10 protein-coding genes are annotated in these 22,266 nt (G+C 47.5%); all 10 read left to right on the top strand.

What is annotated here, in order from left to right; all coding sequences use genetic code 11:
* Window positions 1-97: 97 nt before the first annotated feature.
* The 10 genes from V8Z93_RS00775 to V8Z93_RS00730 all read left to right on the top strand — a co-directional run bounded on the left by V8Z93_RS00775 (window position 98) and on the right by V8Z93_RS00730 (window position 22,107).
* The gene (locus tag V8Z93_RS00775) at window positions 98-2,233 is read left to right on the top strand and encodes a glycoside hydrolase family 97 protein (protein ID WP_439432085.1); all 2,136 of its coding nucleotides are present in this window, start codon (window positions 98-100) and stop codon (window positions 2,231-2,233) included.
* A gap of 101 nt (window positions 2,234-2,334) precedes the next feature.
* Window positions 2,335-4,305, top strand: coding sequence for a type I pullulanase (gene pulA / locus V8Z93_RS00770; RefSeq protein ID WP_439432084.1), 1,971 nt, complete (start codon window positions 2,335-2,337; stop codon window positions 4,303-4,305).
* Between the two features lie 52 nt (window positions 4,306-4,357).
* Entirely contained in the window at window positions 4,358-6,283 is a 1,926-nt protein-coding gene (locus V8Z93_RS00765) for a glycoside hydrolase family 13 protein (protein WP_439432083.1), read from the top strand.
* 121 nt (window positions 6,284-6,404) lie between these two features.
* A complete protein-coding gene (locus tag V8Z93_RS00760; protein WP_439432082.1) occupies window positions 6,405-9,362 on the top strand; it encodes a two-component regulator propeller domain-containing protein in 2,958 nt (985 codons plus the stop codon).
* Between the two features lie 321 nt (window positions 9,363-9,683).
* Window positions 9,684-12,890 (top strand): SusC/RagA family TonB-linked outer membrane protein, encoded by a 3,207-nt coding sequence (locus tag V8Z93_RS00755; RefSeq protein ID WP_439432081.1) that lies wholly within the window; start codon window positions 9,684-9,686, stop codon window positions 12,888-12,890.
* A 49-nt stretch (window positions 12,891-12,939) separates the two neighbouring features.
* Window positions 12,940-14,697 carry a RagB/SusD family nutrient uptake outer membrane protein gene (locus V8Z93_RS00750; protein ID WP_439432080.1) on the top strand — a complete coding sequence of 586 codons (1,758 nt, stop codon included), beginning with the start codon at window positions 12,940-12,942 and terminating at the stop codon, window positions 14,695-14,697.
* 34 nt (window positions 14,698-14,731) lie between these two features.
* Window positions 14,732-16,453 carry a hypothetical protein gene (locus V8Z93_RS00745; protein WP_439432079.1) on the top strand — a complete coding sequence of 574 codons (1,722 nt, stop codon included), beginning with the start codon at window positions 14,732-14,734 and terminating at the stop codon, window positions 16,451-16,453.
* Window positions 16,454-16,583: 130 nt separating this feature from the next.
* On the top strand, window positions 16,584-19,259 hold the full coding sequence (locus V8Z93_RS00740; protein ID WP_439432078.1) for a lipocalin-like domain-containing protein: 2,676 nt from the start codon (window positions 16,584-16,586) through the stop codon (window positions 19,257-19,259).
* Window positions 19,260-19,393: 134 nt separating this feature from the next.
* Window positions 19,394-20,365, top strand: a complete 972-nt coding sequence (locus V8Z93_RS00735) for a family 43 glycosylhydrolase (RefSeq protein ID WP_439432801.1) — start codon at window positions 19,394-19,396, stop codon at window positions 20,363-20,365.
* Between the two features lie 437 nt (window positions 20,366-20,802).
* Window positions 20,803-22,107, top strand: a complete 1,305-nt coding sequence (locus V8Z93_RS00730) for an NCS2 family permease (RefSeq protein WP_439432077.1) — start codon at window positions 20,803-20,805, stop codon at window positions 22,105-22,107.
* The last annotated feature ends 159 nt before the right edge of the window (window positions 22,108-22,266 follow it).

The following is a 22,266-nucleotide window of genomic DNA, read 5'->3' as shown; positions in this document are numbered from 1 at the left end:
TTTTTGTATCTTTGCACTGTCTTAAGAATAAACAGATTATGATTAAGGTTAACTAACAAGGATTCAAAAAAACAAGAATAAGCAATAACTGAACAGTATGAAGAAACTGAATGTATTAGTGATGGGCCTCTTGCTCCCGATGTTGGCAGCAGCCCAGACTGTTAAGTCGCCTAACGGCAATGTCTCGGTAACTTTCTCTTTAACCGAAAAGGGACAGCCTACCTACGAGATGAGCTATAAGGGAAAGACTGTATGTAAGCCATCGCATCTCGGACTGGAGCTGGCGAAGGATAAGCACGCCTCTAAGGGTATGGAGGAAACCAGCCTGATGGATGGTTTCACAGAAACCGGCAGCAAGACATCGACCTTCGATGAAACCTGGAAGCCAGTATGGGGTGAGACTGCTACCATCCGCAACCATTACAACGAGATGGAGGTAAACCTGAACCAGGCTTCCTCCAAGCGTAACATCACCATCCGTTTCCGTGTATATGATTATGGTATGGGCTTGCGCTATGAGTTCCCTCAGCAGGAAAGTCTGAACTACTTTGTGATTCAGGAGGAGCATACTCAGTTTGCCATGGCAGGCGATCATACTGCCTATTGGATTCCGGGCGATTACGACACCCAGGAGTATGACTACAACATTACTCCATTGACCGGCATCCGTCCTATCATCGCCAAGAACCGCGAATCTTACAAGAGCAATTCATCTACCACTGTCTTCTCGGATACCGGTGTTCAGACATCGCTCCAGATGAAGACCAAGGATGGTCTCTATATCAATATCCACGAGGCTGCCTGTCTGGATTATCCAACCATGCACCTCAACCTGGATGAGAAGACATTGACCTTTGAGTCTTGGTTGACTCCTGATGCCGTGGGCAGAAAGGGATTCATCCAGACTCCGTTCAATACTCCTTGGCGTACCGTGATGGTGAGCGATGATGCCCGTGATATGCTTTCATGCAAGTTGACATTGAATCTCAACGAGCCTTGCAAGATTAAGGATACTTCATGGATTCATCCTACCAAGTACTGCGGTGTATGGTGGAACATGATCGTTGGCACCAAGACCTGGAGCTATACCAACGACCTGCCTTCTGTTCGCCTCGGTGTAACCGATTACAGCAAGTGCAAGCCTAATGGCACCCATGGTGCAACCAACGAGGAAGTAAAGCGCTACATCGACTTTGCAGCCAAGAACGGTTTGCAGGAGGTGCTGGTAGAAGGCTGGAACGAAGGTTGGGAAGACTGGTTCGGTCATCAGAAGCTCGATGTCTTCGATTTCGTGACTCCATATCCTGACTTCGATATCAAGATGCTCAACGACTATGCTCATTCCAAGGGTGTGAAGCTGATGATGCATCACGAGACCTCTTCTGCAGCTCTCAACTACGAGCGTCACATGGAGGATGCCTTCAACCTGATGAATAAATATGGCTATGATGCCGTGAAGACCGGTTATGTGGGCGATATCATCCCAAGAGGTGAGTATCACTACAGTCAGTTGATGAACAATCACTACCAGCGTGTCATCGAGACTGCAGCCAAGCATCATATCATGGTAAATGCCCACGAGGCAACCCGTCCTACAGGTATCTGCCGCACCTGGCCTAACCTGGTGGGTAATGAGAGTGCCCGTGGTACTGAGTACGAGGCATTTGGCGGCAGCAAGCCTTATCACACCGTGATGTTGCCATTCACCCGTCTGCAGGGTGGTCCGATGGATTATACCCCTGGTATCTTCGAGACCAAGCTTTCTGAGTGGAGCAACAACCCAAGCTATGTTCATACCACTCTCTGTGGTCAGCTTTCGCTCTATCTCGTGATGTACAGTCCTTTGCAGATGGCAGCCGATCTTCCTGAGCATTATGAGAAGTACGACGATGCCTTCCAGTTCATCCGCGACGTAGCTTGCGACTGGGACGACTCCAAGTACCTGGAGGCAGAGCCAGCTAAGTATATCACCGTAGCCCGCAAGGCAAAGGGCACCGACAACTGGTTTGTTGGTGGCAAGACCGATGCAGCCCGCACATCTGTAGTAAAGCTCGACTTCCTCGATAAGGGAAAGAAGTATGCTTGCGCCATCTATCAGGACGGCAAGAATGCCGATTACGAGAAGAATCCTAAATCTTACCAGATCATCCACAAGACAGTGAAGAAGGGTGATGTATTGAAGATTAAAGAAGCACGTGGTGGTGGTTTCGCCATCTCATTGCTTGCTAAATAATGATTAGGAACATAGAGAAGTAGAAGTTTAGGGAAGATTCTGATTTCTTCCCTAAACTCCTTTTCGGTTTAATTATGACAACTACCAATTTTATAATAAGAATGAAAATCCAGAAACTAATAATTGCAGCATTGACAGCATCGATTTTACCAACTTCATTGAATGCGCAGCAGACATTCAATGAGATGATGTATTCCAAGGAGAAAACCATGTTCGTTCTCAATGCCCCTACAGCCGGCAAGTCTTCTGTTACCATCCGCCTTTATAAGGATGGACAAAAAGGTAAGGCTTACAAGACGCTGAAGATGAAGAAGATGGGCGATGAACGATGGGGGGCTACCGTGAAGGGCGACCTGAAGGGTAAGTTCTATACCTTTGATATCGGTAAGGGTGAAACTCCAGGTACATTTGCTAAGGCGGTAGGTGTGAATGGAAACCGTGGTGCTATCGTTGATTTGTATGATACCGACCCTGTGGGATGGGACAAGGATGTGCGTCCTGCCATCCAGTCGCCAGCCGACCTCGTTATCTACGAGCTTCACGTGCGTGATTTCTCCGTTTCTCCTACATCGGGTTTGAAATATCAGGGCAAATATCTCGCCCTCACCGAACCTAAGGCTATCGAATATCTCAAGAACTTCGGCATCAATGCCATCCATTTCCAGCCGGTATTCGATTATGCATCTGTAGATGAAACCCAACTCAACAAGCCTCAGTTCAACTGGGGTTACGATCCGAAGAACTACAATGTGCCGGAAGGCAGCTACAGTACTGACCCTTATTCTCCAGAAACCCGCATCAAGGAGTTCAAGGAGATGGTGATGGCGCTTCACAAGGCAGGCATCCGAGTGATTTTCGATGCCGTGTATAATCATACCTTCGATATCAACGGCAGCAACTTCCAGCGTACTTATCCTGATTATTATTATCGCAAGAATAAAGATGGAAAGTATAGCAATGGTTCCGGCTGCGGCAACGAAACAGCTTCAGAAAAGCCTTTGATGCGCCAGTTTATGCTGGAGAGCGTGAAGTACTGGATTGATGAATTCCATATCGACGGCTTCCGCTTCGACCTGATGGGCGTTCACGATATCGAGACCATGCAGGCTATCCGTGAGATGGTGAACCGCATCGATCCTAGCATCTATATCTATGGTGAGGGCTGGAGTGCAGGCAGCTGTGCTTATCCTACAGAAAAGCTCGCCATGAAGGCGAATACCCACCAGCTCAATGGTATCGGTGCCTTCAGCGATGATATGCGTGATGCACTCCGTGGTCCTTTCTCTGATGACCATAAGGGTGCGCTCCTGGCTGGTCTTCCTGGCGAGGAGGAGAGTCTGAAGTTCGGTATCGTGGGTGGCATCGCTCATCCGCAGGTGGATATGACCAAGGTGAATTATGACAAGAAGCCTTGGACCAACAACCCAACCGAGCAGATCAGCTATGTAAGCTGCCACGATGATATGTGTCTGGTAGATAGATTGAAGGCAAGCATCCCATCCCTGACGGATAAGAATATCCCGGAAGAGATGCGTACTGCCGAGTTGCTCCGCATCGATCAGCTTGCCCAGACCTGTGTGTTCACTTCGCAGGGTGTGCCTTTCATCCTTGCCGGCGAGGAGATGCTTCGCGACAAGAAGGGAGTTCACAACAGTTTCAATTCTCCAGACAGCATCAACCAGTTTACCTGGACCAATCTGCAGAAATATCCACAGGCATTCACCTTCTATAAGAATCTGATTCAGCTCCGCAAGAACCATCCAGCCTTCCGTCTTTCTACAGGCGATAAGGTGCGTCAGCATCTGGAGTTCCTGCCTAGTCAGGATGCCAAGGGCAACAAGCAGACTTGCCTCGTAGGTTTCCAGCTCAAGAACCTGGAGGGCATCGATGCCTGGAAGCAGATCATCGTCATCTATAATTTCAACAAGCAGTCAAGGAAGATGCTGATTCCTGAGGGCAATTACACCGTGGCTTGCTGCAATGGTGTTATCAACGAGGAAGGTCTGGGCTTCATCTCAGGAAAGGAAGTAGAGGTTGCTCCTCAGTCTGCCTTGATTCTTTATCAGAAATAGTCTATATATAATAATGTGTAAGAATAGTCTATATATATAATAAGGTGTAAATATGAAAAAGATAATAGCTTCATTAGTGCTTATGGGTAGCGCAATAAGTATGAATGCGGCAGTCAACGTAAGCCGCATTGAACCTACCGACTGGTATGTGGGCATGAAGGATGCCTCGCTCCAGCTGATGGTGTATGGCAAGGATATCAAGAATGCCGATGTTACGGTAGATTATCCGGGTGTGAAGGTGGATAGCATCGCCCGCCTCGATTCTCCTAACTATCTCCTGGTGTATCTCAATCTCGATGGTGCCAAGGCTGGAGAGATGACACTCAACTTCAAGCAGGGCAAGCAGTCGAAGAAGGTGAAGTATGTGTTGAAAAACCGCGAGATGGCGGGCGACAAGCGCATCGGTTTCTCTAACGAGGATGTGCTCTACATGCTGATGCCCGACCGTTTTGCCAATGGCAATCTGAAGAACGATGCCTTTAAGAATATGCGTGACAAGACCTGCGACCGCACGGCACCTAGTCTTCGTCATGGTGGCGACCTGGAGGGAATCCGCCAGCATCTGGATTATTTCAATCAGTTGGGTGTAACCGCTCTGTGGTTTACTCCGGTTTTGGAGAATGATAGTCCTAATGATGGCAAGAACAGTACCTATCATGGCTACGCTACCACCAATTATTACCGTGTAGATCCACGCTTCGGAACCAACGAGGAGTACAAGCAGCTTACTGCTGAGGCTCACAAGAAGGGATTGAAGGTGGTGATGGATATGATTTTCAACCACTGCGGTTTCGATCATCCTTGGGTAGCCGATATGCCATCAAAGGATTGGTTCAATGCTCCAGAATGGCTTGCTCCGGAAAATCAGACACCGGAGCATCAGAAGAAGATAGGTACTGTGGATGGTGCAGCCAAGGTAAACGACAAGTATCTGCAAACAAGTTATAAGTTGACTCCTGTGCTCGATCCATACGCCAGCAAGGTAGATCTCGCAGAAACTGTGGATGGCTGGTTTGTACCAAGTATGCCAGATTTGAACCAGCGCAATCCGCACGTCATCAAATATCTGATTCAGAACAGTGAGTGGTGGATAGAGACCGTTGGCATCGATGGCATCCGCATGGATACCTATCCATACGCCGACCGTGATGCGATGGCACACTGGATGAAAGTGCTGGGCGAGGAATATCCTCACTTCAATACTGTGGGCGAGACTTGGGTAACCGAGCCTGCCTATACCGCCGCATGGCAGAAGGACAGCAAACTCTCAGAAAAGAACAGCTATCTGCCTACCGTGATGGATTTCGCCTTCTTCGACCGCATCAACAGTGCGAAGAACGAGGAGACTGATGATTGGTGGAACGGCATGAACCGCATATACAACGTGTTCTGCTACGACTATCTCTATCCGAATCCAAAAAGCGTGATGGCATTCGTTGAAAATCACGATACCGACCGCTTCCTGGGTGAAGGCAAGGATACCCTGGCATTGAAGCAGGCACTGGCTCTTCTCCTTACCGTCAACCGCACCCCACAGCTCTATTACGGAACCGAGGTGCTGATGAATGGTACCAAGAGCGTAACCGATGGCAATGTGCGCAAGGACTTCCCTGGCGGTTGGGCAGGTGACAAGCACAATGCCTTTACTGCCGAAGGAAGAACACAGGCTGAAAACCAGATGTTCGACTGGCTCAGCCGATTATTGCATTGGCGTCAGGGCAACGAGGTCATCACCAAGGGCAAGCAGACCCAGTTCTGTCCGCAGAAGGGTGTGTATGTCATCGCCCGTCAGTACAAGGGAAAGAGCGTGATGACCATCATCAACGGCAAGAAGGAAGCCAACGAACTGAATGTTTCCCGCTATGCGGAAATCATTGGAAATGCAGAGAAGGCCGTCGACGTAACCACCGGACGTACCGTTTTGGTCAACAAGAACATCAAACTCCGTCCACGTCAGGCGATGATACTCGAATTTTAAAATATTCAATCATTTCATACCTATTGGTGTAAATTTACACCGATAGGTATTTTTTTTCTCCTAAACATTCTTTTGTTTCAATTATTCTTTGTACTTTTGCACGCATAACCTATATAGACAAATGATTAGATACATTTTTTCCATCATAGCAGCATTCTTCATAGCTTTGGGCAGTTTTGCACAAGGTGGTCTGCCTAGTCGCTTTAATGTAAGCTACCTCAACATGGCAGCAGGAATGCCTAATAATTTTGCCGATGATATCTTTCAGGATTCTTACGGCTTTGTGTGGATCAGTACCCATGGTGGTGGTCTGGTGCGTTACGATGGTTTCAACTTCGTGAACTTCGGATTGGGTTCCAATGGCATCAGTTTGCGAAGCAACAGTTGTCGCAATGTATACGAAGACCATTTCCGTCGTCTCTGGATTGCCTTCGAGGAAGGTCCGCAGGTGCTCGACCTCAATACGATGCAACCTGTCGTTCCTCCTTGCGAAAGCGAGAAGGTGGAGGTGCAGCTCAAGAAGGCATTGAAGAACCTTTGCACCCGAATGTATTGCGATGCCAAGGGCAATATCTGGATGGTTTCCATCAACCTCCTTACCCGTTTCGGCTTTAATGAAAAGGGCGAGGTGAACAGCGTCTTGTCTGTTGCCTATTCTTTCAATGCGCCCGACCTGGGACTTAGCGATGTATATCGCCGGGGAACGGTGGTGTTGTGCAACAATGGTGTGGTGAGCGAGTTCTCTGTAAAGAACAATAAGTTGGTTGCCAGGGATATCTCCTCTATGTTCCCACCGCTCGATGGACGCTATGCCGGTGCAATCATCTCTTATCATGGTAAAATCTGGATCGCCACCAACCGTGGTCTCTTCAATAGTGCCAAGCAGCAATATCATTGCTCGGCTACCGACCATTCGCTCCAGCACGAAGTGGTGACGAGTCTTGCTGTCACTCCGGATGATAAACTCCTGGTGGGTACGCTCTGTGGCGTAGACATCATCAATGACAAGACTGGCGAGATAGAACATTGGAACAGTTCTTCTGCGGTTAATCCATTGAGCAGTAACTTCGTGAACAGTCTCTTTGCCAAGAACGGACAGATATGGGTGGGCACGGAGACAGGTGGTGTCACCAAGTTGGCTCCCCGACAGTTGCTGCTCGAATACTATCGCCATGATGCGGCAAATCCAGCAAGTCTTTCTCCCAATGCCGTCAATGCCATGTATGCGGCACCCGATGGTACGCTGTGGGTAGGAACCGTGGAAGGTGGACTCAACTCTCTGGCTCCTGGTGGCAAGAGCTTTACCCATTATACCGTTGCCAATTCCGGTTTGCCTCATAACAGCGTGTCTACTCTTGCCGCCGACAACCGTGGCAACCTCTGGATAGGAACCTGGGGTGCGGGCTTTGCCGTGATGAACCTCAAGCAGCCGGGCAAGATTACGCCGCTTGTGGTGGATGGAAGATTTCAGCGTCTGCTCCTGTTTGCCGGTGCCATGGCTTACGACCCTATCAATGATGGCATGTGGCTGGGCACCAACGACGGTCTCTTCTTCTACGATATGAAGCGGCAGCAGATTATCGAGCCATTTGAGGGATGCCTCAATGTGCGTGGCTGCATCGGAAGTCTCATTACCCGAAATGGCAAGCTTCTGATGGGGTGTGTGCAGGGTATGGTAGAGGTGAACCTGAAATCCCGCCATGGCAAGGATGCCTTTGACGTGCAGTATCATCCTTATAAGCTTGATCATCCTGAGAGTGGGGTGATAGATAAGATTATCTCCTTCTGCCAGGCTAAGGATGGTAAGATCTGGCTGGGCAGCAATGGTTATGGCTTATACTGCTACCAATATAATAAGGAGGGAAAAGCGGAAGTGAAATCATTCACCACCAGCAATGGATTGGCCAACAATACCGTCAAGGGTATCGTGGAGGACAACCAGGGCATGCTGTGGATTGCTACGGACAACGGACTTTCGGTTTTCAATCCGGATACGGAGACCTTTACCAGTTTCTATAAGAATGATGGCCTGCTCAGTGCCCAGTTCTATTTCAATGGAGCCATCCGCAATGCAAAGGGCGAGATATTCCTGGGTACGGATGGAGGCATGATGGCGGTGATGGGAGCTAATCCTGCGGTGCATGAGGTAGGCAAACTGCGTTTCACCGAACTCCTGGTAGATAACCAGCCTACCTTTGCAGGCAGCGATTATCTGGATGATGATATCTCTATCGCTAAGAGAATCAGTATCCATGAGAGCGATAAGTCGTTCACCATCTACTTCTCTGCACTCAACTATGGCAGCGAGACCCAGGGCGTGTATCTCTATCGCATGAAGGGATATGAGAACGAATGGGTTCAGCTGCAACCGGGACAGCATAGTGTACGCTATTCCACTTTGCCGGCAGGCAAGTATGAGTTTGAGGTGAAATACATCCCTTCCATCGATTCCAGCAACGAGCAGGTCATCTCCATTGCCGTGAAGGTGACGCCTTACTTCTGGAAGAGCTGGTGGTTCATTACCATAATAGTCATCGGCATCATCGCTTTGGCTCAGTATGCCTATATCCGCAAGTTGGATAAGATGCGTGAACGTGAGGTGGAAGCCTTATACCGTCCTATCGAGGCTGCCTTGAAGGATAGTGACGAGCCTGGCAAGCTTCAGAGTCGTATCCAGATGATTCTGGAAAACCAGAAGCGCTATCAGGAAAGTCAGCAGAAAACCATCGAGGCGGATAAGAAGGAGGTGGCTGAACACACCAAACCGTTTATGGATTCCATCATGGAAGTGATGGAGAAGAACTATGATAACTCCGAGTTTGGCGTTCAGGAACTCGCCGATGCGATGGGAATGAACCGGAGCATCTTGAGCAAGAAACTCAATGCGGAGTGTGGATTGCCTACGGCGCAGTTTATCCGTAACTATCGCCTGGATATTGCCAAGAAACTGATTATGGAGAATGTGGCCAATCGCAACATCACCGAGATTGCCTATCGTGTGGGCTTCAACGATCCGAAATACTTCACCCGTTGCTTCACCAAACAGTATGGAGCCTCTCCATCTTCCTTCAGGGAATAGAGTTTTTTCTTCACTTTGATGAATAATAGTACATCTGCTAAGTCTGCATGGCAAAATCAGACTTAGCAGATGTTTTTTAATGTTACTTTTTCTTTTGAATATGTTAAAAATGCTGTGTGGGTACACAAGGGGTGGATAACTGAGGAAATATAGTATAAATCCACCTTTTATGCGTTTTGTCCACCTATAAATTTCGATTGTCCACCCGCTATTATGTGATTAATTGTACTTTTGCCACCACAAAACAACGTTTGATATCGAGCAATCGATTTAAAAACTGGCAAGAATAAACAAAATCATAAACCTAAAAAATAACAAGCAATGAGGAAACAATTATTCTCTATGATGCTATGCCTGGGTGCTGTCGGTGGTGCTTCTTTTGCTACCCCAATGACAGCGATGGCTGCTGTAGCACAAGATCAGGTGATTACAGTGAAGGGACAAGTTGTAGATGATCAGGGTGAACCTATGATCGGTGCAACAGTCAAGACAAAGGATGCCAAGACCGGCGCAGTTACCGATTTGGACGGTAACTTCCAGATCCGCGTCAAGGCAAACGCAACTCTTATCGTAAGCTACTTGGGCTTCAAGGAGCGTGAAATCGCTGTACGCGGACGCGCCATCCTGGAACCCATCCAACTTTCTACAAATGATAACTTGCTCGACCAGGTGGTTGTAGTAGGTTATGGTACGCAGAAGAAGGCCGACCTTACCGGTTCCGTTTCTATCGTGAACGCTGAGGAGATGAAGAAGGTATCTAACTCCAACATCTCTACCATGCTCGAAGGTAAGGTGGCAGGTGTACAGATTACATCCGACGGTCAGCCAGGTGCCGACCCTAGCGTACGTATCCGTGGTATCGGCTCCTTCGGTAGCACGGCTCCTCTCTATGTCATCGACGGTGTGCCAATGGGTACCACTATCCGTGACTTCTCTCCAAATGATATCGAGACCATCCAGATTTTGAAGGATGCTTCTGCGGGTGCCATCTACGGTTCTCGTGCTGCCAATGGTGTCGTTATCATCACTACCAAGAATGGTAAGAAAGACCAGCCTCTGAAGGTGAACTACTCGGGTTACTTCGGTGTTGACCAGATTCCTAGCGATGTATATGACGTGATGAACGCCGACCAGTATAGCCAGTATCTTGGTACTGCTTGCACCAACTCCAACACTCCTATCCCTGGTGGCTACAAGATGGGTGAGGATGGCAAGTATCACTTCCAGGATCCAACCAACACTGATTGGTTTGACGAGGTGTTCAAAACCGGTATCCGCCAGAATCACAACGTAGCCCTCAGCGGTGGTAGCTCTCATAGTACTTATAATGTATCTCTCGACTACTATAACCAGAAGGGTACCTTGGAAGGTGCAGGTCCTAACTATGAGCGTTATACAGCCCGTGTGAACAACACTATGGACACCAAATTCGTGAAGTTCCGCACCAGCATGGTTTACTCTCACTCTAACCAGGACAACATGGGTCTTTCCAATGCCTCAGAGTATGTTCAGGGTCTTTATGGTGATGTAACCAACGTGCTCCGTGGTACACTCTTGATGCAGCCAACTATCAAAGCTTACGATAACTCTACATGGGTTCTCGATAGTCAGGTGGGTGCAGCCAATGCTTATCGCTACGATGCCTATGGTTATGGCGTTTACTATGATGGCATCCACGGAGATATTTCAGCTTCTAACCCATTGCTGGTTAATAACCTCCTGCAGCGCAATACCTTGGTTGACCGCTTCGTAGGTACCGCTTCTGCCGACGTAGATTTGTTGGGCATGGTAGGTATCAAGAGCAAGAACCATGGTCTTCACTATAATGTAAACCTCTCTTACAGCAAGACTGAGGCAAAGGATAAGACCTGGATTCCTTCCTGGATTCAGAGCAACCGTGTATATCTTGCCAAGGAGAACGAGCGCCTTACCAAGGGTTCACGCAACTACAGCGATGCCTTGGTTGAGAATACCATTACATACGATGGAAAGATTGGCAAGCACAACATCAACCTGCTTGCCGGTATGACATACGAAGAGGAGAATACCAACCTCCTGACAGGTTGGGGTATCAACTTCACAGAGCCATACTTCCTCCAGCTTCAGAATGCCAAGAACACTTACTCAGAGTCATACGAGTTCAAGCATAGCCTGGCTTCTTACGTAGGTCGTTTGAACTACAACTATGATGAGAAGTACTTGCTTTCTGCAGTGGTTCGTCGTGATGGTAGCTCTCGTCTGAGCAAGAATATCCGTTGGGCAACCTTCCCATCTGTATCTGTAGGTTGGCGTTTTGATAAGGAGAAGTTCTTCCCAATCAGCCGCGACATCGTTAATATGTTCAAGGTGCGTGCCAGCTACGGAGAACTCGGTAACGAGAACATCGGTGAGTACCAGTACATGGCTACCATGAACCGTAACAACATGACTTACAGCTTCGGCAACAGTCCTGTAACCGGTTCTGCCGTTTCTACCTTCGTGAACAATGATATCGCTTGGGAGAAGAAGAAGACTACCAACGTGGGTATCGACCTGGCAATGTTCAACAACCGTTTGGAGTTCACAGCAGAGTGGTATAAGAACAAGTCAGAAGACCTGCTTTACTCTGTTCCTGTGCCAGCACAGACTGGTGTATCCAACACCTCTGTAACCATGAACGCTGCCTCTATGGAGAACAGCGGTTTCGAGTTCAGTGCAACCTATCGCAACCGCGACCACGCCTTCAAGTATGATATCAGCGCCAACGTAAGTACCTTGAAGAATAAAGTAACTTCTCTGGGTATCGGTAAGGACTCTTACATCACTGGTGCATACGCTACCTACGTAGGTCAGGAGATCGGTCAGTTCTATGGTTGGGTTTACGAGGGAATCGCCCGTACACAGGATGAACTTGATGGACATGCAACCCAACAGGGAGCCAATGTTGGTGATTGTCTCTACAAGGATATTTCAGGTCCTAACGGAGAACCTGATGGAGTTATCGATGCTTACGACCAGACCGTATTGGGCAGTGGTCTTCCAAAGGTAAACTTCGGTTTGAGCACTCACATGGAGTATAAGGGCTTCGACCTCAACATCTCAACCTACGGAGTTTTGAATTATCATGTATCAGATGATATCTATAATAGCTTGAATTCTTGCTACGGCTATGGTAACAAGGAAGTAGGCATGCTGGATGCCAACCGCTGGTCAGAGGATGGTTCTACCTATCTCTCTAGTGTTCCACGCACCTATGCAGCCAACAACGCTACCTTGGCATGGAACGACCTCTTCAGCTCTCGCAAGATTCAGAATGCAGCTTACTGGAAGATTGCCAACGTAGAGTTGGGCTACAACTTCCCAGACAAGTGGTTTGGTGGATATGTCAGTGGTGTACGTCTCTATGTATCAGCACAGAACCTCTACACCTTCACAGGCTATCATGGATATAATGTGGACTACGCTGGCGGTACCTTCACTCCAGGTTACAACTTCTGCTCTTTCCCAAGTGCTAGAACATTTATGGCAGGTCTCCACTTCACATTCTAATAATGAGAATTAACAAGAATAAAAATCATTATTTAAAAGGACATTTGATATGAAACTATATAAATTATCATTAGCTCTCTTCCTTGGCCTCGGTGCTATGGCTACCACATCTTGCGAGGACAAGTTGGATGTTACCAATCCTAACCAGCAGACCACCGGTACCTTCGGTTTCAATGCTGATGATCTGGAGGAGTGCGTTATTGCAGCATACAACCATATTCGTATGGAAGGTTCTTCTGCTCGTGTAGGTTATACCCTAGACGCTGTTCGTGGCGATGAAGTATGGAACTCGTCACAGGTATGGTATTTGCCATTCGATGACATGGACGACCCTGTGACTGACGAAATCTCCATGTGGCCTTGGCGTGAGGCTTACTATACTATTAATGTATGTAACTTCATTCTTTCACGTACCACAGGCGATGATGCTTCGCTCAGCGAAAGCATGAAGCGAATCAAGGGACAGGCTCTCTTCCTTCGCGGTTATTCATACTATACATTGGCAGGATATTACCAGAATCCTGCGCTGATAACTGATTATGCCAACTATTCTACTCTGGATGGTCTCTATGGCAAGAACAGTACTTATGATGAGGTGCTCGATCAGGTGGAGAAGGATTTCTCTGAGGCGATGACGCTCCTCCCATCACGTGATGAGGGTGGTGAGTGGGCCAAGGGCCGTGCTACCTGTGGTGCTGCTGCCGGCTACTATGCCCGCACTCTGATGCAGCGCCATAAGTATAGCGATGCACTCGTTGTACTCAAGGACATTATGAACAAGAAGTATGGCTCTTACAAGCTGATGGCCAACTATGGCGACAACTTCCGTGAGGGTTCTGCTTATGAGAACAATGCCGAGAGCCTCTTCGAAATCCAGTATCTCGACTACGGTTCACAGGGTGTAGATGATGAGTGGACTCCTGTTAATACCAGTCCTAACGCTACACAGGGTCATGCCGTAGAGTCTAACTTCGCTCCAGGTAGATTCGGTGGATGGGCAGACCTCTCTGCATCTCCATGGTTGTACAACCTCTTCAAGAAGGAGCGTACCACAGCTGGTAAGTTGGATCCACGTCTTTACTGGACCATCGGTACCTATGAGAGTGATTGGGAAGGATTTGAGAATGGCAACGTGGCTTATACTACCCAGATGACTCCTAATGATACTGTTGTTACGAATAACAACTATGGAGGTCTTCCTATCGCTAAGTGGACTAACTTCCGTACCAACCTTTACAGTACAGTGACCACAGGCTTACATTGCGGTATCAACCTCCGTATGATGCGTTACTCAGACGTATTGCTTCGTGCTGCAGAGTGCGAGAACGAGGTGAATGGTCCAACACAGCAGGCTATCGACTGGATTAACCAGGTTCGTGAGCGTGCCAACCTGAAGGATTTGAGTCTCTCAGACTTCGATACCAAGGATAAGCTTTTCGAGCAGATTGCCAATGTAGAGCGTCCAAAGGAGTTCGGTTGCGAGTATGGTCGTGGTTTCGATTTGATTCGTTGGGGATTCTTCTATGACAATGACCGATTGACTCAGTTGAAGGAGCACGGAACCTTCCGTCGTTCTATTTACGATGTCAAGGAGCCTGTTAGCTACTCTATGGTAGGTGTTGACCCTCAGGTGAAGAGCTCTTACGATACATACGTAAAAGGTCATGAGTTCTTGCCTATCTATCAGGGCTTGTTGAACGACAACCCTAACCTGACAGGTAACTCAGCCAATACGAATACAGACAACTCAACCTACTTCTCAGAAAAGGGTTGGACCGTTCATCCTGTAGTAGATTTGAGCAAGTAACAATATTCATGATCATATAAAATAGAATAACAATATGAAACACCTAAATAAATTAGCATCTGTCTTCTGCGTAGCAGCCATGGGCTTGACTGCGCTGACAGGATGCGAGGGAAGTGACATGTTTAGTGTCAATGGACCTGATTGGCTTTCTGAAAAGATAGATTCAATCGCCAATAGCAACAAGGGTACTGCGCCTACCATCTCGCCAACTACGCTTGGTGCTACAGATAATAGTGATGCTTGGTGGACATCTCACCTGGATGCTGATATCAAGATTGAAAGTAATAAGTCTTATTCTACGACATTTACCAACTATACTTCTGGTGGAAACAACTGGAACAACTATGTGGTAGTGCTTCGCAAGGCTGATAAGACTGAGTATTGCTGCCTGCGTTCTGATGATTACGGCTGGGGTGACAGCTTTGCCAGCTGTACACACAGCAACTCGGCATCAGATGATTGGGGAGCATGGCTGGCTCAGATGAATGGTGCTAAAGTAACTGTAACCGTAACCAACTATGGTGATAATACAGCAGATGTTGTAGCTGAGGTTACCGGTACTGAAGGATTGACTTCTACCCAGAAATATCTGGGTATTCCAGTTGAGAGTTCAGACCTCTATCTTGACTTCACAACCGATGGTTGTCACTATGTATTCGACAAGGCAGAGATGGATGTGGCTGATGTAAAGGATCAGCAGCCTGAGTCTATGGAGTTGATTGATGTTCCTGCCGAAGTAGACAAGGGTACTTCCTTGAAGGATTTCACTTCTACATTGAAGGCAAAGGTTACTTACGCTGATGGCGCTGTCAAGGAAGTAGCAGCCAGTGACCTTGAATTCGTCGTAGTTCCTGATATGGAGACGGTAGGCGAGAAGTATGTTGTTGCAACATTGAAGAAGACTCTTTTGGGTAAGACTGCAGATAAGACCATCAGTGCAAATGCCAAGTTTAGCGTTGTGGCTGGTATCAAGAGCATCACTATTACCAAGGCTCCTTCACGTACCAAGTACTACTTCTACAATTCTGCTGCACTTGAGGGCGTAGACCATACATTGGCATTCGACCCAACAGGTATGGAGGTTACTGCCAAGTATGTGGAAGGCGAGGATGCTGTTCTCGAAAATTCTAAGTTGACATTCTCAAGAATCCCTGCTACTCCGGGCAAGCACGAGGTGACTATCACTACAGAGAACGGCCGAACTGCAACTGTAGAAGTAAATGTGGCTGAGTCTGCTGTCAAGGCGGTTACTCCTAGTCCTGTTTCTCTCGGTGCAGAGGATTGCTCTACTGCCTGGTGGACAGAATTTACAGAGAATATGAAGATTCCTGCCGGTGAGACATTCGAGTTCAACTTCACCAACTATACTTCTGGTGCAAATAACTATAACAACTATGTTGTCATTCTCCGCAAGGCTGATTTGGCAGAATATGCTGTGGTTCGTGCCGATAACTATGGTTGGGGTAATGGTTATGCTGCTTGTACTCCTATCGGAACACAGGGTGATTGGGCTACCTGGCTCGCAACCATGAACGGTGCAAAGGTGAAGTTGTTCGTAACCAACTGTAACAATGGTACTGCCGATGTTCAGGCTATCGTTACAGGTAATGATGGCAGCGTAACTGTACAGAATTACTTGGGGATCAACACCATCGACCCTAGCGACCTGAATGTATCATTCGTCGTTGATAACAGCCATTTGAAGTTCGGTTCAGCTGCTGCCCGCAAGCACTATGCACGTGCTCACCGCAGATAAGATTTTTCTGAAATAGTATAAAAGGCATGACTTATGTGAAAACACGTTTCCACGTAGGTCTGCCTTTTTGCTTAATTTTCAAGGCTTTCTTAGTCTTAGAATAAAAGCAATCAATTAACAAGTATCATTCATGAAGAAATTATTACTCTCAATGCTGGGCCTTGCTGCTATTGGCGCAAGTGCCCAGACTCAGGTCAGCGATAACGACCTGACGAATGCTTATACGTCGAGATCATATAGTAAGCGTGTGGTATGCCATGACCCTTCCATCGTGATGGACGACATCACCAATCCTAGCTCTCCTACCTATTATATATATGGCTCTCACCTGGGCAGGGGCAAGACCACTACTGCTAGTAATTACCAGGAGTGGAGCACCTTCAAGGCTGGCGAGGAGGCAACAAGCAATGTAAACAGCCTCTTTGCCAACAAGCAGGGTACCTTGGTAAACTATGCCAATGCTTATGCTTCTCATCTCATTACAGAGGTGAAGAACTGCAAGGGCGAAACCGTGAAGTTCGGCAACTTCAATGCTCACGGCTGGCAGTATAAGGGCAATAACGTGCAGGGCATGCAGTGGGCACCAGACATCGTATATAACAAGACCATGAAGAAATGGTGCATGTATATGAGTCTGAATGGTGACAACTGGTGCTCTTCCATCGTATGCTTTGTTTCAGATAACATCGAAGGACCTTGGATTTATCAGGGTCCGGTGGTCTTCTCCGGTTTCCAGGGTTCATACGCTCACAACTCATACGCTGCTGCGGATGACTGGAAGCATACCGATTATGCCATCGCCACTGGCGAAACCGCTCTTCCTACCCGCTATAAGGTAGGTAAGAGTTGGGGCTCCTATTGGCCAAACTGCATCGACCCATGTGTCTTTTATGACGACAACGACAATCTCTGGATGAGCTATGGCTCATGGTCGGGCGGTATCTTTATGATTAAGTTGGATAAGACCAATGGCCTCCGCGACTATACCTATACCTTCCCTTACGAGGTGAATGGCAAGACTACCACTCCGGGTGCAGCCAGCGCCAACTGTACCAGCGACCCTTACTTCGGTAAGAAGATTGCGGGTGGATATTATGTATCGGGCGAGGCTAGCTATATTCAGAAGATTGGCAAGTACTACTTCCTCTTCATGAGCTATGGTGGCTTGACCAGCGATGGCGGTTACCAGATGCGCATCTTCCGTTCAGAGAATCCAGATGGTCCTTTCGTAGATTGCTATGGCACATCGGCACTCTTCAAGAGTTATAAAATGAACTATAGTTCTACCACAGCCGACAACCGTGGCGTATTGCTCTTTGGCGGTTATCAGTGGGATGCCATGAGTGGTGCTGAGATAGCACAGGGTCACAACTCTGCGTTCGTTGATAAGCAGAATCGTTCTTTCGTGGTTTATCACACCCGTTTCAGCAATGGTGGCGAAGGTCATCAGGTGCGTGTTCATCAGCTCTTCCTCAACGATGAGGGCTGGTTGATGGCAGCTCCATTCGAGTTTGACGGTGAGACCATCACCGATGAGGCTATTGCATCTAAGGCGTCTATCGCAGATGCAGACATTGCAGGCGATTATCAGTTTATGCGTCATCAGTATGGTCAGAATACCAAGGCAAAGGCTTTCGAGACATCTGTCAACATCACCCTCAATGCCGATGGAACCATCACTGGTGCTGAGAAGGGAACCTGGAAGCGTACGGCTGGTACTGATTACATCCACTTGACTATCAATAATGTAGTCTATCGTGGTGTGTTGGTGAAGCAGACTGTAGACTATACCAATATCCCAGCCATTGCCATCTCTGCTCTCTCATCATCAAGCGGAAGCCTGACCATGGGACAGAGTAACTTTACCTATCAGCAGGAGGTTTGGGCTGTGAAGGCTGATGCCAAGGCAGCCATCAAGTACACCCTCAGCAGGATGACATTGCCATTCTCTGACGGTGCCACTCTGAATGCGGCTCCTACTTTGCCTGTCCAGGGCAAGATGGGTGCGAATATTTCATGGAAGTCGAGCGATACTTCTATCTTGACCGATGAGGGCAAGGTGAAGGGTAAAGGCAAGGTCACCCTGACCATGACCATCAGCAAGGACGACTATGAGTATGTGAAGGATTATACCCTGAATATCGATGCTGATGCTGAGGAAAGTACTCCGGTTTATTATCCGGTATCATCGGTGAAGAATACTACTTCAGTCTGGTGGTCAAACTTCTCTCCTTACTATGATTTGAAGGCTGGCAAGAAGTTGCAATTCAAGTTCTACAACTATAGTAATATGGCTGAAGCATGGAACAACTGGTGCTTGGCTGCTGCTAAGATCAAGCGTGAGGATACCGGTTATGGATCCGATAAGGAGTACTTCGTTATCCGAAATGATTTCTTCGGATGGGGAGGAAGCCACAATGCTTCAGGATTCACCCACGATTTTGATACGAGCGACGATATGAGTGTATTCAAGAAGGATATGGATGGTTCCTTGGTTGATATGACTGTTAGCTTGACAGCAGCAGGCGTATTCAAGATGGAGTCAACCATTACCACCAAGGCAGGTAAGGTATATCATTATTCTTATACCACCACATTGGCAGACAAGCCTTCTAGGATTGTTCTCTTCTTCGTAAACGAAGGCTCTTACATCGATGGTTCAAGTCTTGTAGATACAGGCATTGCAAGCCCTATCATCTTCCAGAAGAAGACGGATGGCAAGTGGTACAACCTGGCTGGTCAGCAGGTAGACAAGAGCTACAAGGGTGTAGTTGTTGTAAACGGCAGAAAATTCGTGAACAAGTAAATCTCTTATATTTGAATTATATAAAAGATCAAATGAAGATATCTATAATACTATTGGGAGCAGCAATGTTCATTGCTGCTCCTGTTGTTAAAGGGGGTAGCGAAATGAAGGCGGCTGTTAACGCGAATGCCGAAATGAAGGCGCAGTTGGCTCCCCAGAACCCCCTTGTTGTGGATACACCGATGGTACACGACCCTGTGATGGCGTATGAGAATGGTAAGTACTATCTCTACTGCACGGGACATGGCATCACGCAGATGACATCCACCGACCGCAAGCATTGGACTTTAAGTAGGGAAGGCGTGCTGAAGAATCACGAGATTCCCGCCTGGACTCATGATAGTGTGCCGGGCTTTGAAACCCATATCTGGGCACCGGATGTGATCCGATTCAAGAACAAGTGGTATCTGGCTTATTCCTGTTCCACCTTTGGCAAGAACACATCTGCCATCGGTTTGCTGAGCAATACCTCCTTATCTGATAAGGATGGATGGAAGGATGAGGGCTGCCTCGTTGCCTCTAAGGGTGATAGAGACAACTGGAATGCCATCGATCCGAATTTCATCGTTGATGAGAAGGGAAATCCCTGGCTTACCTGGGGGTCTTTCTGGGATGGTATCCAGATGATCAAGCTCGATAAGAAGACGATGCATGTGAAGAAGGATGCCAAGCCTCAGACCATCGCCCGCCGTCATGCCGTGGGCGATGTATCGGCAGAGCCGAATCCTACCTCTAAGTTTGCCGGCACCAATGCCATCGAGGCTCCTTTCATCATGAAGCATGGTGGTTATTACTATCTCTTCGTAAGTTGGGATTACTGTTGCCGTGGCATCAAGAGCAACTATCGTGTTGCCGTAGGCAGGAGCAGGAAGGTGGCTGGTCCTTATTTGGATAAAGAAGGCAAGGATATGCGCAATGGCGGTGGCACCCTGCTGCTGGAAGGCGACAAGAAGGAATATGAGGCGATGGGCCATTGCTCTGCCTACTCCTTCCCTGATGGCGATTACTTCTTCTGTCATGGTTACAGCGTGCCAAAGAATGGCGCCAGCATTCTGGTTCAGAAGAAAATCAACTGGACGGAAGATGGGTGGTTGACGCTGGAGTAGAGTTAAAATAGCGTTTATTCCGCTACGAACGGCAAAAAATGGTTTCGTAGTGAAATAAACGCTATTTTCTTTCGCTGTTTCCGAAAAAATGTAGTATTCTGTTCCGGATTTTTCTTTATTCTTCCTTATCCTTCTTTATTCTTCCTTGATCTTCCATTCGCTGATCGTTCGCTGGGTGCTGTCAAAACTGATTTTGACATATTCCTACATGCTTTACGTTTTGCGCTGCTAAGTTACGAAGAAAATCTGAATTAGCCAAGTATAATGGTTAAAAATAAAATGTTTTGTAAAATAAGGCGTTCTGTGTAGTTAAAAACATGTAAAATAAGGCATTCCTCATTATTTTTTCTTATCTTTGTTCGCCCCGAAAAAACAATGGGATTGGGTTGTGGAAATGGGGAAGAGAAAATAGAGAAAAAACAATCGTAATATAAGAAATGAATAAATTAAAAGCATTATTGGGTTTCGACCCAAAACAAATGAAGGTCAAGACTGAATTGATTGCTGGTATGACCACCTTCTTGACCATGTGTTACATCCTGGCAGTGAACCCTACCATCCTTGCAACCACAGGTATGGACAAGGGTGCTCTCTTTACTGCCACAGCCATCGCTTCTGCCATCGCCACCTTCTTGCTGGCTTTCATGGCAAAACTGCCTTTTGCCCAGGCTCCTAGTATGGGACTGAACGCCTTCTTCGCCTTCACCCTTTGTCAGGCTATGGGCTTGACCTGGCAGCAGGCTTTGGCGGTATTGCTCGTAGAGGGTATCATTTTCCTAGCCATCACCTTCCTCAATATCCGCGATAAGATATTGGAGTGTATTCCGAAGAACCTCCGATTCGCCATTTCGGCAGGTATTGGTATGTTTATCGCCTTTATCGGTTTGAAGAATGCGGGCATCATTACTGCCAATGCGGATACTTTCGTGCAGCTCGGCAAGTTTACACCAGTCAGTATCCTGGGTCTCATCAGCATCCTGCTCTGTGGCTGTCTGATGGCGAGAAGAGTGAAGGGTTCCCTGTTCATCGCTATCATCATCTCTACCTTGATTGGTATTCCGATGGGTGTAACCCAGTTCTCTGACAATTGGATGCCGGTATCTACTCCTCACAGCATCGCTCCTATTTTCTGCCAGTTCGATTTCACGGGCTTCTTCACTCCTAAGATGTTCATGGTGGTATTCTCCCTGTTGCTTGTCAACATCTTCGATACCATCGGAACAGTTCTGGGATTGGTTTCTAAGCTCGGTGTCAAGGAGAATGAGAAGGGTGAGATTCCGGGAGTGAAGGAGGCGATGATGAGTGATGCCATCGGTACCACAGCCGGTGCCCTGCTGGGTAGCTCTACCATTACCACTTATGTGGAGAGTGCTTCGGGTGTTGCCGAGGGCGGTAAGTCGGGCTTGACATCTTTCTTTGTGGGTTTGATGTTTATCCTGAGCATTTTCCTGGCTCCTATCTTCCTGCTGATTCCGAGTGCAGCCACCAGTGGCGCCCTGGTAATGGTGGGTGTATTGATGATTGATTCGTTCAAGAAGATTGAGCTGGAAGATATTTCCGAGTCATTCCCTGCTTTCATCACGATGATTACGATGGTGCTCTGCTACAGCATCGCCGATGGCATCTGCCTCGGTATCCTGAGTTATGTATTGATCAAGATGATGGTGGGTAAGTTCAAGGATTTGAATCCTACGCTCTATATCCTGAGCATCTTCCTGCTCATCAATTATGCTTTCGGATAAATCAACGATAGATAAAACAATTGGCGGCAATCTGCATCACGCAGGTTGCCGCCTTCTTCATTTCTAACTAACTATCTATCAACTATTCAAAAAATGTATCAATATATATCGAGTATATCCAGGGCTGATGCCCTGGATGTAGTTTGTTGTTTTAATCTT

Origin of the sequence: Segatella copri (genome assembly GCF_051861805.1) — a bacterium.
GTDB lineage: Bacteria > Bacteroidota > Bacteroidia > Bacteroidales > Bacteroidaceae > Prevotella > Prevotella copri_M.
This window is presented reverse-complemented; position numbering and strand designations above follow the sequence as displayed.

What these genes read in the sequence shown, in the direction of transcription:
- pulA (WP_439432084.1), top strand. Translation starts at nt 2,335, where the DNA reads ATGAAAATCCAGAAACTAATAATTGCAGCATTGACAGCATCGATTTTA.
- V8Z93_RS00750 (WP_439432080.1), top strand. Translation starts at nt 12,940, where the DNA reads ATGAAACTATATAAATTATCATTAGCTCTCTTCCTTGGCCTCGGTGCT.
- V8Z93_RS00755 (WP_439432081.1), top strand. Translation starts at nt 9,684, where the DNA reads ATGAGGAAACAATTATTCTCTATGATGCTATGCCTGGGTGCTGTCGGT.
- V8Z93_RS00745 (WP_439432079.1), top strand. Translation starts at nt 14,732, where the DNA reads ATGAAACACCTAAATAAATTAGCATCTGTCTTCTGCGTAGCAGCCATG.
- V8Z93_RS00775 (WP_439432085.1), top strand. Translation starts at nt 98, where the DNA reads ATGAAGAAACTGAATGTATTAGTGATGGGCCTCTTGCTCCCGATGTTG.
- V8Z93_RS00730 (WP_439432077.1), top strand. Translation starts at nt 20,803, where the DNA reads ATGAATAAATTAAAAGCATTATTGGGTTTCGACCCAAAACAAATGAAG.
- V8Z93_RS00765 (WP_439432083.1), top strand. Translation starts at nt 4,358, where the DNA reads ATGAAAAAGATAATAGCTTCATTAGTGCTTATGGGTAGCGCAATAAGT.
- V8Z93_RS00760 (WP_439432082.1), top strand. Translation starts at nt 6,405, where the DNA reads ATGATTAGATACATTTTTTCCATCATAGCAGCATTCTTCATAGCTTTG.
- V8Z93_RS00735 (WP_439432801.1), top strand. Translation starts at nt 19,394, where the DNA reads ATGAAGGCGCAGTTGGCTCCCCAGAACCCCCTTGTTGTGGATACACCG.
- V8Z93_RS00740 (WP_439432078.1), top strand. Translation starts at nt 16,584, where the DNA reads ATGAAGAAATTATTACTCTCAATGCTGGGCCTTGCTGCTATTGGCGCA.